General features: G+C 34.6%; 15 protein-coding genes. 3 read left to right on the forward strand and 12 right to left on the reverse strand.

The annotated features are described in order from the left end of the window. Positions 1 to 316: 316 nt before the first annotated feature. The 8 genes from JZO69_RS00100 to udk form a co-directional block, all read right to left on the reverse strand. Complete coding sequence (locus tag JZO69_RS00100; protein WP_207110864.1) at positions 317 to 1,831, reverse strand: PASTA domain-containing protein; 1,515 nt, start codon at positions 1,829 to 1,831, stop codon at positions 317 to 319. Further along, a complete protein-coding gene (locus tag JZO69_RS00105) occupies positions 1,824 to 2,498 on the reverse strand; it encodes an ABC transporter ATP-binding protein (protein ID WP_207110865.1) in 675 nt (224 codons plus the stop codon). The genes JZO69_RS00100 and JZO69_RS00105 overlap by 8 nt, the downstream gene beginning before the upstream one ends. 12 nt (positions 2,499 to 2,510) lie before the next feature. Beyond that, positions 2,511 to 3,992 (reverse strand): ABC transporter permease, encoded by a 1,482-nt coding sequence (locus tag JZO69_RS00110; RefSeq protein ID WP_207110866.1) that lies wholly within the window; start codon positions 3,990 to 3,992, stop codon positions 2,511 to 2,513. A 92-nt stretch (positions 3,993 to 4,084) separates the two neighbouring features. After that, positions 4,085 to 4,765 (reverse strand): ATP-binding cassette domain-containing protein, encoded by a 681-nt coding sequence (locus JZO69_RS00115; RefSeq protein WP_242586426.1) that lies wholly within the window; start codon positions 4,763 to 4,765, stop codon positions 4,085 to 4,087. Next, positions 4,762 to 6,039 carry an ABC transporter permease gene (locus JZO69_RS00120; RefSeq protein WP_242586428.1) on the reverse strand — a complete coding sequence of 426 codons (1,278 nt, stop codon included), beginning with the start codon at positions 6,037 to 6,039 and terminating at the stop codon, positions 4,762 to 4,764. Before JZO69_RS00120 ends, JZO69_RS00115 begins: the two co-directional genes overlap by 4 nt. 126 nt (positions 6,040 to 6,165) lie before the next feature. Then, complete coding sequence (locus JZO69_RS00125; RefSeq protein ID WP_207110867.1) at positions 6,166 to 7,263, reverse strand: sensor histidine kinase; 1,098 nt, start codon at positions 7,261 to 7,263, stop codon at positions 6,166 to 6,168. Then, positions 7,254 to 7,922: a response regulator transcription factor gene (locus JZO69_RS00130; RefSeq protein ID WP_207110868.1), complete on the reverse strand. Its 669-nt coding sequence runs from the start codon at positions 7,920 to 7,922 to the stop codon at positions 7,254 to 7,256. The genes JZO69_RS00125 and JZO69_RS00130 overlap by 10 nt, the downstream gene beginning before the upstream one ends. A gap of 178 nt (positions 7,923 to 8,100) precedes the next feature. Continuing rightward, positions 8,101 to 8,730 (reverse strand): uridine kinase, encoded by a 630-nt coding sequence (gene udk, locus JZO69_RS00135; protein ID WP_207110869.1) that lies wholly within the window; start codon positions 8,728 to 8,730, stop codon positions 8,101 to 8,103. Positions 8,731 to 8,874: 144 nt separating this feature from the next. On the opposite strand from udk, the gene JZO69_RS00140 reads away from it, so the two are divergent. Then, entirely contained in the window at positions 8,875 to 9,327 is a 453-nt protein-coding gene (locus tag JZO69_RS00140) for a GNAT family N-acetyltransferase (protein ID WP_207110870.1), read from the forward strand. Between the two features lie 125 nt (positions 9,328 to 9,452). On the opposite strand, the gene JZO69_RS00145 is transcribed toward JZO69_RS00140, so the two are convergent. Continuing rightward, positions 9,453 to 10,136: a YjjG family noncanonical pyrimidine nucleotidase gene (locus JZO69_RS00145; protein ID WP_207110871.1), complete on the reverse strand. Its 684-nt coding sequence runs from the start codon at positions 10,134 to 10,136 to the stop codon at positions 9,453 to 9,455. Next, on the reverse strand, positions 10,126 to 10,881 hold the full coding sequence (locus JZO69_RS00150; RefSeq protein WP_207110872.1) for a 16S rRNA pseudouridine(516) synthase: 756 nt from the start codon (positions 10,879 to 10,881) through the stop codon (positions 10,126 to 10,128). The genes JZO69_RS00145 and JZO69_RS00150 overlap by 11 nt, the downstream gene beginning before the upstream one ends. Before the next feature lie 503 nt (positions 10,882 to 11,384). Between JZO69_RS00150 and JZO69_RS00155 the strand changes: the two genes are divergently transcribed. Both JZO69_RS00155 and JZO69_RS00160 read left to right on the forward strand, forming a co-directional pair. Next, positions 11,385 to 11,999, forward strand: coding sequence for a 50S ribosomal protein L25/general stress protein Ctc (locus JZO69_RS00155; RefSeq protein ID WP_207110873.1), 615 nt, complete (start codon positions 11,385 to 11,387; stop codon positions 11,997 to 11,999). Between the two features lie 170 nt (positions 12,000 to 12,169). After that, positions 12,170 to 12,490 carry a DUF960 domain-containing protein gene (locus tag JZO69_RS00160; protein ID WP_207110874.1) on the forward strand — a complete coding sequence of 107 codons (321 nt, stop codon included), beginning with the start codon at positions 12,170 to 12,172 and terminating at the stop codon, positions 12,488 to 12,490. A gap of 286 nt (positions 12,491 to 12,776) precedes the next feature. On the opposite strand, the gene JZO69_RS00165 is transcribed toward JZO69_RS00160, so the two are convergent. Both JZO69_RS00165 and JZO69_RS00170 read right to left on the reverse strand, forming a co-directional pair. Further along, positions 12,777 to 13,025, reverse strand: coding sequence for a GlsB/YeaQ/YmgE family stress response membrane protein (locus JZO69_RS00165; protein WP_207110875.1), 249 nt, complete (start codon positions 13,023 to 13,025; stop codon positions 12,777 to 12,779). A gap of 37 nt (positions 13,026 to 13,062) precedes the next feature. Then, positions 13,063 to 13,533 (reverse strand): Asp23/Gls24 family envelope stress response protein, encoded by a 471-nt coding sequence (locus tag JZO69_RS00170; protein ID WP_207110876.1) that lies wholly within the window; start codon positions 13,531 to 13,533, stop codon positions 13,063 to 13,065. Between the last annotated feature and the right edge of the window lie 22 nt (positions 13,534 to 13,555).

Genomic DNA, 13,555 nt, shown 5'->3' on the forward strand with positions numbered 1-13,555 from the left:
TATCCTTAGATAAAATCGATGTATATTTTATTTTTTTCATAAAAATAAGTCTATCACTGCATAGACAAGTGTTTAATAGGAAGATAGTCGACCGACTCTATAAATATTTTTACTATATATATCCATTTGTATTCTATAAAAAAATAATATATATATAAAAACAAGTTCAATAAAATAGTAGCTTACTTTAGTTGTCCATTTCCAAAATAGTTTTCCTCTCACCAAACTTTTATAAAAAAAGCTTGTATTTTTTTGTAAAACAACAAAGAAGTCAGGAGATTTTGCCCTCTTGACTTCTTTGTTTATAACTATTTTTCTATTTTTGAGATATGCTTTTTGATTCGCTTTCTTTCTCAGTACCATTTTCGGATGGAGATTTAGGTGTATAATTTGATGCTCCGGCTAAATTACCCAAGCTAATATCCAAGCTAACAGTATAGTCTAATGGTACATATAAATTATAAGCACTCATCCCAACAACTGTTCCTTTCGGCTCTGCAGAGTCAACATATCGAACGGTATATTTAATATTGGCTCCTTTTGATTGAAATTCTTCATAAAATTGTTTTTGTAAATCACCTTCTAATGTACTTCCCCTTAAATCTTTGAGATAAGGTTGACCAGCAGAATAGTAGACATTGACTTTCAACTCATCTTTACTCGTCAATTGCGTTCCTGCTTCAACGCTTTGAGAAATCAATTGTCCGTATGCGACATTATTCGTGAAAACACTTTTAGCCTGGACTGTCAGACCCTCTACAGCAGTTGCCGCTTCTTCTTGTTTATACTCAGCGAAGTTCGGTACAGTATATCCTTTACCTAAAGAGACAGTCACCGTGATACTATCTTTTTTAGCCACTTTTTGATCTTTGGCAATACTTTGAGAAATGATACTTTCTACTGGAATTTCTGCTGAACTAGCCTCTTCATAGGTTACTTTTATATCATTAGTTTTGGCCCAGCTTTCAACTTCAGTCTTCATTTTTTTTGTAAAATCAGGTACAGAAATATTTTTTTCAAAGGTTTCTTTGCCTTTAGAATAATAGATATTGGCTTTGTCTTTACGCTTGTAATTTTCTTTTGTCACTTCTTTATTAACGATCTCAAAACGAGCTGCTTTGCCTTTTTCCAAGGAATCACTGTACTCATCAATCAAAGAAATATTTTCAGCTTTATTATCCTTGATCCATTTTTCAGCCTCTGACTTTTTCATCGTCATAAAATCGGGTAGCTTCAATTTTTCTTCTGGATCAGCCCCCATACTTGATTCGACTGTTAATTCAGCACCTTTTTTGATTTTACTGCCTTTTTTTGATTTTTGTGAAATCACTTTGTTTGCTTCTATCTTTTTACTGTACGTTTGATCCACTTTTAATTTTACTTTATTTTCAGTTGCCCAGGTTCGTGCTTTCGCTAAATCTTTTCCAGAAAAATCTGGGAGTGCAACATGCGTCATTTGGTAGTACCCAAAATACAGGATACAAAGTGCTACAAAGGTACCCATTCCGATTAGTAAAAATTTTTGTTTCCTTTTCTTATGATAGGTCGGGTCTATTTCTGTTCCATCTTCGGTCTGACTTCTTCGTGTTTGAGAAGTTGCTGCTTGTTCCGTTTCAAAAGAAGCAGAAGAACTATCAACTTTGGGCTCAGCCACGTTGACTGGTCCGAACCTTGTCTGCGGTTCACTTTTACTTTCACCAAACGGTTTATTTGAGGGAGAACTTGTAGATTCCTGTTGGGTTGCTTCTTGTTTATCAGTGTCTTCCCGCAGCTTTTTCTCTTTGGTATCATCGTAATTGGATTTATTGAAATTAGATAAAAAATCACTCATTTAGCATCAACTCACCTTGCTTAAGAAAATAGGTTTTGTCTGATTGTTTTGCTATTTCATTGGAATGGGTAACAACAATCACACATTTATTATGTGTTTCAGCCAAATCTTTAAAGATATCCACGATTTCTTGTTCCATTCCCTCATCTAAATTCCCTGTTGGCTCATCAGCAAGAATGATATCGACATTTGTTGCTAAGGCTCTGGCGATTGCAACACGCTGCTGTTCACCCCCAGATAATTGGCCGACCAAACGATCTGCCTTGGCTTTATTGATACCGATATAATCCAGTAAATTATACGCTACTTCACGATTATCCTTTGGCATATCATTGTCAGTAATCGACATTGCCACTAGAACATTTTCTAAAGCCGTTAAATAAGGAACTAGATTGTAACTTTGAAAAATAATACTGATATCATCTCTGCGATACTTTTCCAGCCCAATTTTCTTGATATTTTGACCTTTATATAAAACTTCGCCAGATTTTGGTTCATCCAATGCACTAATCAAAGAAAGAAACGTTGTTTTTCCTGAACCAGATTGTCCTAAGATCGTATAAAACTGCCCTTGTTCAAAATTGATCGACGTATCTTGTAAAATCATTCGTCGCTTGTCTCCATCTTGATAAAAGTAGCTTACGTTTTTTGTTTGTAAAATTGTCATATTGGTTTCCTCCTACATCATGATTTTCTTTGGATTTAACCGTAAGACATAAGTCAAAGGTAAAATCGCAGATAATAAAACTGTGCTTAATCCTGCAATCAAGAACGTCACGATATAACTAATTGAGAATTTCACTTCATAAGCACTTGATACGTCTTCCGTTGTTAAGGTTGTCATATTAGTGGAACCACCAACCATCATCGTACCACCTTGACTAGCTGCATCTCCAGTTTGTGAAAATGCATCGCTGGCAATCAGAGATTCCGAGACCATTTTCCCAAGAATATTTCCTGTAACTAAAGATAGACACATAGCAACTAAACTAATTAGCAACAATTCAATCAGTATTTGCTGCATGACTTTTGCTCTTGTTTCACCTAATGATAAATAAATACCTAATTCATGTTTACGATCACGTAAGAAGAGAATGACCACTAATGAAATAATCAGTAAAGTAGCGCCAATCGCTAAGAGTACTACATAGCCGGAAATTTGAGACATTTTCTTGAACGTACCACCTACTTGATCATATTGATCGGTAGAAGCAGTTAGCTTGTAGCCTTCTGGAATCAATGATTTAGCTTCTTCTTTAAAGGCATCGACATCCTCTGGCGTTTTCAGCACATACACTGGCGTAATTTGATTCATATCTTCCACTGTCATCGCTGTGCCATCTGTTTTTTTATAGCGATCTGGAATCAATTCTTTCCCTTTTTCAAATTCTACTTTGTTGATACTCATCACAGCGTCATTTGGCATGTAAATCGTATTGAACTGCTCTGTTTCCATGAATTGCTCTTCAATACCTTTTTGGTCTTTTCCGTCTGATTTTTTCTTTTCAATACTTGTCGGCTCAAATATACCAATAATTTCTACAGGGTGATCTTGAGAAGCTAACTCTTCCGTCGAACCATCTTCTTTAAAGTCCGTTACTGAGCTATCTAGAACTACTTTATCCCCTACATTAAAACCATTCGCTTCTGCTAATTTTTTTGAGATGATGGCAACATCTTTACCACTGTTGATTTCGTCTTGCTTAAACGTTCGACCTTCAACTAGATTTACTTTTTTGTCTTTAAAATCTAGTGGTTCTAGTAAATTATTTCCTTTAAGGCTCAGTGTTTTCGGCATACCGCCCATAGTCGACGCATTTTCCATTTCATAGGTTTTGATTTTTTTCACAAAAAGACTTGTCTTCACGTTATAGTCAAATTCTTTTACGTATGGAGATTCACCCATTTTTTTAATGTCCTCCACTTTTAAAGCAGAGGGTGAAAAGGATTTGCCTTCGTCCATCATCTTTTGATAATCCATCTCGACACTGACTGTGGCACCTAGGTCATGTTTGATTTTCTTTTCGACATTTGCGGTAGATTGCTGAATCGCGATCGATCCTGCAATCACATTGCCTAATATAAAAATAACTGCAAATAAAATAACTGATTTTCCTTTTCTTCTTACAACACTGCACAGTGCTCGATTCCAATAGTTCATATATTCTTCCTTCCTACTTAAAACAATGAAGAATTAACTTAGATAGATATATCACACTATTCAGTTGAGTCAACAACAAGCTTTGATTTACGCTAAAGCTTATTCTGTTCTACATTGTCTTTGATAAATGATAGTTTTCCACCATTCAATCCCCACAATTCATCAACATATTCAGCAATTGCTTTGGATTGCGAGCTGATGATGATACACTTATTTTCATTTTTTGCGTATATACGTATGTACTCCATGATTATGTCTAATGAAAGTTCGCTTAACGATGCAACAGGTTCGTCGATCAAGACAATTTCAGGATTATTAACTATTGCTTTGGCCAAATAAATCCGTTGCTGATTGGAAACAGATAATTTTTTGATTTTTCGATTGGCTATCTTCTCATCGATTCCTACCTTTTTTAGAGCATCATAAAAATAATCATTTCCTTGTGTAACAGAGCTTGACGTGCACAATTTAAGTGTTGTCAAAGCTGTTTCATTTGAAAGAACATTATACTGTTGAAAAACGGTGCCGATTTCGTGCCGACGGTAATTGTCTCGGTCGATGTTCTCAAGATTTTGGTTTTTAAAAAAGATTCCGCCTGAATTGACCTTATCAAGTCCTGCAATAAGTGCGAGTAAGGTGGTTTTTCCTACCCCACTCTTTCCTAAAATGCCATAAACTTTCCCCGAATAAAAATTGATCGTTATATCATCCAACACAGTCACATTGTTTTTCTTATGCGTATATACTATATTTTTAAGAGAGAGGATCATCATTCGTCTACGTTCCTTTCTAACAAAAATTCAATTGGTTCAAATTTAAAAACTTTATAGCTGTCAATGGAAATGATCGTAATCAAAAATAAGATAGTAATTCCAAAAATAGTGATGAAAGAATCAACATTGAGCACCATAGGAATCGACGTTATAGATTCATTTTTTTCGCTAGCCACTATACTAAACAGCTGATCGACATTTCCCGTTAGTCGTTTTTGACTTCCTAATAACCAATCAGCAATCGGTTGTACGAACCATTTTGCAGCCACGAATGCTAAACTAAGACTAAAAAACGCAACTACCATTAATTCAATTGCTCGACTATTGATCATTTGCTTTTTGGTTATTCCGATATTGCGCAACACATAAATTTCTGTTTGCCTTTGTCTAAACGTCCGAATTGAAAATAATGCTAAACCAAAGTTGCCGAAAATCAAGAAACCTAATAGAATTGTTCCAGCTAGTGTTTCTACTCCATTAACGGGACTTAAAAATAGTTGCATATTCGCTTCATTTGTCATAACTTGATACTCATTAGGTAAACCATTTGCTTTCATCTCTTTTAAAAATTTATCAAAGGTATCCATGCTTTTTAATTCATACGATACGCTGTTATAACCAAAATGTTCAAACTCTTTCATAGCATGCAAGGTTTCCCAATTCGTAAAAATATCATTCCCACGAGTACTCATAAGTTGAGCTGTTCCAGTAAATTGGTCTTGTTTATTCGGTTGATACATTCCAGCAACCACCAGTGTCTTTTTCTCCGTTTTTTTATTTCCTGTTAAAACAACTTGAATCGAATCTCCTAGTTTAAGCTGATTCAACTGAGCAAATTCATTACTGACCAAGCATTCGTTGTGTTTTAGATCAGTGTTTCCTGCGCTGATTTTCATCCTGCTTTCAGTGAGCTCTTTTATAAGATCAGCAGATTCACCACTAAACAAATTAGCAATTGATTGATAGTAGTTGTTTTCAATTTTAGTATCCTCAAATTTTTGAAACTGGACTGAGGTTGGTGGTGCGATTGTTTTTAACGTTTCAAATGAAATCGGAGCATTACCAATCATTTTCATTCCATTTACATACTTAGACTCTCCAAATTTGCTATACTGTTCTTTTGTTAGTTTTTTTTCATGCGATAAATTACTTAAATCTGGTTCTAGAATCGTTACTAGAGTCATAAACTTCTTGTTGTAATTTTCTGTAAATAATTTAGCAGAAGTATAAATAGTATCTGTGAGCATTGCCCCTAAAATTAAAAGAAATAGCATGATACCGACTAGTAAATAATTCCAAATGTGTCTTCTAAAATTTAAGAAAGCATGTTTAAAGACAAATATGATCTTATTCTCCTCCTTTCTTGAACCTACAATACCAAACCAATTGTTAACTGAATGTTAACTTTCACCCATTTGTGGAAATGATAGATAAAAAGTAGAACCCTGATTTTGTTTACTTTCAACATAAACAAAACCTTTGCATAAGTCACAAACATGGGAAACGACGGATAATCCGATACCGTAACCATCTTGTTTTAGTCCATTGATTCGATAATTATGATTAAAAATAGTTGTGTGTACTTCTGGATCAATTCCTTTGCCATGATCTTTAATCTCAACAATAACACTACCTTTTCGGTTATTGACAGAAACTTCTATCGGTTTACCGTTCCCATATTTGATTGCATTATCTACTAAATTTGATACTGCTCGATAGATCCAACGGTTTTTACCTAAAATCAGGGTCGACTCGATTTCATCAAATGTAAAGGTGAGCTTTGGATAACTTTTACGATATGTATCACACACTTCTGCGCAGATTAATGAAACATCCACACGTTCACTCATCGCTTCTTCCGTACTGTTTGAAAGGGTTAAAATATCATCGATACTATCAGTTAGGCGATCTAAAATGTGTAGATTACCGGTTTCGTTTTGTTCGAGTTCTAAATTCGCTCTCAAAATCGCAATGGCATTTTTCTGTTCATGCGTAAGATAACTGCTGAGCCTTTTATAATCTTCTAGATTCCCATCAAATTTATCTTTTAGCTGTTTAAATGCTTTAGCGACTGATTTATCTTCAACTTTGTCTTCTGAGAATTTTTCTAAAAACTGTAGATCATGAATAATCGAAACCATTTGCTTCGTATAGATCCGTCGGAGAACAAACCATAAAGTCATAGTCAGCACTAAAATAGCCGAACACACTGCTAAAATAATCATTGGTAAATACTTTAATAAACTATTTAAATAAATATCATCCAGCGCTTGTGTACTGACTAATTCAGATGCTTTAAGTTCCAAAGTCCCTGCTGGTTGTGTTTGGGCAATTGTTTCATTTGCATCGTTTACAATATAAATAGCCGAACCAATCGATTGACCGATATTCAGTGAACTCCAGTTACTTTTTACTGCAAAAAATCCACCACTGATAATCAAAATAACAAAAAAAGCAAAGGTCAGCACCGTTAAACTGATTTTAAAATTTACTCGCATAATTGATATCCTTTCGCTCGAATCGTTTTAAGTAGTTCTTTTCCAGAAGCTTGTGCAAGTTGTTTTTTCAATCTAGCAATATGAACGCGCAAGACAGAAGAAAAGGGATCAAAATTTTCATCATAAACATGTTCGGCGATTACTTCTGTAGAAACGACCGCTGGATGCTGCTGAGCAATACATAATAAAATATCGAACTCTTTTGGTTTTAACACGACTTCTGTATTCCCATAACGAACAAAACGCTTCACAGGATCTATCATCAACTGATTGATCTGGATGTGAGGTGAGGTCCGTCCGTGGAAACGTCGAATAACCGCACGAATGCGGGCAACTAATTCTAATAATTCAAATGGTTTTACTAAATAATCATCCGCCCCGAAATCAAGTCCTTTTGCTCTTTCTTCGATTTCATCTCTCGCTGTAATAATGATAATTGGACTATCTATATTTGATTCTCTTAAAAAATTTAAAATCGATAACCCGTCTTTATCAGGCAAATTCAAATCTAATAAAATAGCATCATAGTTATTTACGTAGGCTTTTTCTTCTCCTTCTAGCCCTGAAAAAGCCAGATCAACTAAGAATTTTTCTCTTTCTAATCCCTTTTTTACTGACTTTGCCAGTTCACGATTGTCCTCAATAATTAAAATTCTCATCTAACACGATCCTCTCTTAGGTAACAGATATCCTCGTCAATAGTTATCTCATAAGATACTATACCTAAGAATGATTTGTCCATGTTTCCTTTTACTACGTTGAAATAAAATAACAAAAAATCAGCAGTTGTATTCGATGAACTCAAATACAACTGCTGATTTTTTAGTATTCACTTATTTATACTTCATTTAAAATACTTGCTACTTTTGTGGTGATCAAATCAATAGCCACATGATTTTCTCCACCTTCTGGAACAATTACATCTGCATAACGTTTCGTTGGTTCGATAAATTGATGATACATTGGTTTAACAACTGTTAAATATTGTTCAATAACAGAATCTAATGTTCTGCCGCGTTCTTCCATATCCCGTTTGATTCTGCGGATAATCCGAATATCATCATCTGTATCAACATATAACTTAATATCCATCAGTTCTCTCAATCGAGTATCTTCCAAAATCAAGATTCCTTCTAAAATAATAACTTCTTTTGGTTCTTGAATAATAATGTCAGAACTCCGAGTATGCGCAACATAATCATACACTGGTTTTTCAATCGTATCGTAGTTGATCAATTGCTGTAAATGCTCGATCAGCAAATCCGTATCGAACGCAAATGGATGATCATAATTAGTTGTTAGTCTCTCTTCAAAACTCAGATGGCTCTGATCTTTATAATAAGAATCTTGTTCCAACATCATGATAGAATGATTGGGAAAATGATTGAAAATCGCCCGACTGACACTAGTTTTCCCACTGCCGGAACCGCCAGTAACACCAATCACGATTGGTTGAGTATTTTTCATTCAACGAAACCTCTCTCTTATATGTAATAGTCATAATAACCTTTTTCTATTATAATAGAAACGAGCCAGAAAGCCACCGTTTTATCCATATTTTTTTAAAATCTGTGGATTTTATGCCAAGCCTTATAGAAAGGAAAAAATAGTATGATTATTAGAGAAATTCAAGAACTTCAAAAAATTCACTATGACTTATTACTATTAGCCGATCCAGCCCAAGATTTAGTAGAAAACTATGTCGCACGCGGTTTATGTTTTGAAGCTATTTTTAAGGAGAGCATCGTAGGTATTATAGTTTTACTTCCCACAAGACCAGAAACTCTGGAAATCGTCAATATTGCTGTTTCTGAAAAGAATCAAGAGCAAGGTTTTGGTGAGAAATTGATTCAGTTTGCACTATCTTATGCTAAAGCTAATCATTACAAAACAGTGGAAATTGGTACTGGAAGTTCTAGTTTCGGGCAATTATACCTGTATCAAAAATGTGGATTTCGCATGACAGGAATTGATCGCGATTTTTTCCTCCGTCATTATGAAGAAGAAATCATCGAAAATAAGCTTGTTTTAAAAGATATGGTGCGATTGAGTATTGATATATAAATAGAGGATGGGACAGAAGTGTTTAACCTCAAGAAATAAGAGGTTACTTCTGTTTCCACCCTTTATTCGTAGTTAGTGTGTGAAACAAAAGTGCTTTTTACTTTTGTCCCACACACCGTTTTTTATTATTCCAAAATACTAAAAATATCGTCTAAACGACTGATTTCATACGTTGGTTGAATTGCTTGTGTTGCTGGTTGTTTCGATGGATTTAGCCAAAGTGTTTGGATGTTCGCTAAGTTTCCTCCTTGAATATCTGAAGCAAGTGAATCACCAATGATCATTGTTTTTTCTCTCTCAAAATTAGGAATCCGCTCAAACACATGATCAAAATATTCTTTCATTGGTTTTTGATAGCCCACTTCTTCTGAAACAAAGATGTCGTTAAAAAATGTGGCCATATTTGAATCGTTTAGTCGTTGATATTGTGTTTTGGCTACGCCGTTTGTCACAATATACAACTCATAATCTGGCTGAAGTCGTTCAATGATTTCTTTACTATTTCCTAACAAGTCATGTCCTTGACCTAAATGATAACGATATTGCTCTCCCATTTTCTTGCCATCTACTGTTTTATTCAGCTGAGCAAATAGTAAGCTGAAGCGCGTATCCGTGACCGTTTTTTTATCTGTTTTTCCTTGCTCAAAATCACGCCAAAGCTGACTGTTGATTTTTTTATAGGTTGCTTCTATTTCATCAGTCAAAGTTAATTCTTCTTCTCGAAAAAGTGCCTGTAATGCTTTTTTTTCTGTTAATTGAAAATCTAGTAATGTATCGTCGACATCAAATAATAATGTTTTAAATTTCATGTTCCACACTCTTTTCTTTTTTATGAATAGTAAAATAAGGTAATAAGTTCTGTAATTCTTCTTGGTTTAAAGAACGATATTCACCTAAGCCAAGTGTTTGATCTAGCTGGATTGGTCCCATCGACAATCGTTTTAAATAGATTACTTTTTTGCCTACAGATAAAAACATTTTCTTGACCTGATGGAATTTTCCTTCTGTGATGTCTAAATATCCATGGCTTTCGTTTTTTTCTGAAGACAAAATCAGCAGCTCAGCTGGTTTACATTTTTTCCCGTCAGAAAACACAATCCCTTCCGCAAACGCTTTACAATCCTGGGCTGTTAGCGGTTCGTTAACAATAACTTCATAGCGTTTTGAGACTTTTTTATGAGGCAATAATAATTGATAACCTAACTGACCATTGTCTGTAATCAATAGCAGGCCTTCTGTATCACGATCTAAGCGTCCAACAGGATATAATCCTGCCCGTCGATCACTTTCTTTGATTAAATCAATAACGGTTTGATGTTGAGCATCTTTCACTGCTGTCACTACCCCTTGAGGTTTATTCAGCATATAGTAAACATGCGTTTGTTGCTGAATTTTTTTATCTCCAACGAAAATATTTTGTAAGGCTGCATCTACATTTAAACTTTCGTCCATAATGATCTGTCCATCAACAGTGACTTGTTTACTGCGGATCAGAGCTTTGACTTTTCTTCTTGAGCCGATTTTTTCTTGTTCTAACAATTTATCTAAACGCATTTATTTTCCTCATTTCAAGTAATATTTTAGTATAAACATCGAAGAATGAAAAGGAAACAGAACAAGTAAACGGTTTATTTTTTGATAGAATAAACTTTAAGTAATATTTAAAAGACAACTCATCTTCTTTCACTTCCCTTGACTTAACTTTCGATTCGCGTTATGGTTGATATAGAAAGTGAATAAGGTTTCTCAAAAACAGCGTAATGACCTGGGAGAGAATAAGGTATCATATGGAATTTTCCCCTGGATAATTGTGCACAATTATTCGGGATTTTTTGTTTTTGTTGTTCGTTTGTAGAAGCTGCTTGTTCGTTTCAAATTTGAACAGGAAAACCTTAGCTAAGTTTATGCTTTTACATGTTTACAATCTGCGTCAACAAAACTCCTTTTTTCCATCATGTTGCGTTTTGCAGATAACCAAATATAAATTCATTTTATTTATCTAGCTTCACAGGCTATATCAGCCTGCTTAGCTTTTAAATCAAGGAGGAATTTAGGTTATGTCAGTATCATTAGAAGTTAAAGAAAGAGCTGTCCGTCCGCGTTCACTAAGAAATCAACTACGTCACACAGGTCAAGTTCCCGCCGTTGTTTATGGATTTGAATTGGAAAGCACGCCTGTTTCCGTTGATGAAAAAGAATTAACAAAAGTTTTGCGCGACAATGGTGTTAATGCCGTTATCACAATGAATGTTGGTGGTAAAAAAATCAATACATTGATGTATAAAGCGCAATTAGATACGTTTACCAATAAAATTAAACACGTTGAATTTTTAGCTGTAAACATGAAAGAAGCAACAGAAGTTGAAGCTGAAATCGTTCTTGTTGGTGAATCTGAAGGTGTTAAATCCGGTGGTGAGCTAACACAAAACTTGTATAATGTTCTAGTTTCAGCTACTCCAGATAAATTGCCAGAACGAGTTGAAGTTGATATTACTAAACTTGCGATCGGTGATGCAGTTACTGTTGCTGATTTACCAAAAAATAAAGATTACGACATTATTACTGATGGTGAAGAGCAAATCGTGGCAGTTACTGAAGCCAAAGCAGCTATTGAAGAAGAAGGTTCTGAAGAAGCCGCTGAACCCACAGTAATTGGTGAAAAACCAGAATAACTGCTTGCTTAAAAATAAATTTTGAGAGATAGGGTCTTTTGACCTTGTCTCTTTTTTACTACAACAAATCGCAAGCTTTACACTTGCTTTTTTTATGAAACATGACAGAAGCACGTTTTTACTAAATAAGGTATACTGTTGATATTAGATAGATAAAGGAGGTCATATAAATGGTTGAAAGTTTTGATAGTGAACGTAGTCGGTATGCTTCTCTTGGGGTAGTTGAAAGCCTACCAGCAGCTTTGATCGACAGTATCTGGCTAATTATTGATTTGGATTTAAAAGGAGTGATTCCACTCACGAATATGCTATATTTTGATTTGATTGATAATGGCGGAAAAGTGACTGTTCATTTTTCACAAGAAATCAGCGACGTTCAAATGGCCGTTGACTTGCCTTTCCCTTATTCTGAAGAATATCCATCTCAAGTTTTTGCTTTTGATGATGGCAATAAGGAAACGATTTTACTGCCAGCAGAAATGTTGGAATAGAAATAATAATAATAAACCGCCCTACTCTTTTAATCGAATAATTAAAAGAATAGGGCGGTTTTTTTATATTTAATTCCTTAACGTGGAGCATCCCAGTGTCCAATGTTTATTTTTCTTTCTAAAATCACTGATTGTAAACAGTTGATTTTTGCGCTCGTTAATCATTGTTGGTGCCTTGGATAGTTCAATGCCATAACTATTCAATTTATATAGAAAAAATTCAAATTAAAAATAGCAGGTAAAAATCTAAGAAGATTTTTACCTGCTAATTTTTAGGCTATTCTATTTATGCCATTCGTTTAGCAATAAACGAATAAATCGCAATACAGATTACCGCACCGATCAGCGCTGAGATAATTGGAAATCCTCCGATCACTGGACCAAAGTTTCCTAAAAGCATTGTACCTACCCAGCTTCCGATAAATCCAACGATGATATTACCAATCACACCACCGGGTACATCTCTACCCAAAATTGCTCCAGCGATAGCACCTAACACACCGCCAACAATTAAAGACCAAATAAAACTTAACATAATAAACTTCCTCCTCTAATTCAAATACAGCTACATATTATTGTAATGTGCGTGTATTATTTTCTTGTTTTTTTTCGTTTTCGTTATCATCTTTTTTCTTGTTTTCAAATTTTTCTTCGTATTGTTCTTTAGACATAACATCATCTACATTCATGTTAAATTCGATGACATCTAAACCAGTCATATTTTTCACTTCATCTGCAACTTTTTTCGTTGCTGTATCAAAAACTTGGGCAATATTTTTACCATATTCACCTATTACATCTAAATCGATGGCTACTTGTTTTGTACCCACTTCTGCGCTGATTCCTTTAGTCGGATTATTTCCATTCGTAAATTTGTCGGTCAAGTTTGTAATAGCATTTCCGCTCAATCCTAAAATCCCAGGAATTTCTGATACGGCGATACCAGCAATTTTTTTCACTACTTGATCGTCAAATGTTAATTTTGTTTTGATTCCATTTGCATTTGTTCCTTCAGTTGTGTTTCCATTTGCTTTGTTATCCATTTTTTCTCAACCTTTCTGATTT

Origin of the sequence: Candidatus Enterococcus ikei, from assembly GCF_017316105.1 — a bacterium.
GTDB lineage: Bacteria > Bacillota > Bacilli > Lactobacillales > Enterococcaceae > Enterococcus_L > Enterococcus_L ikei.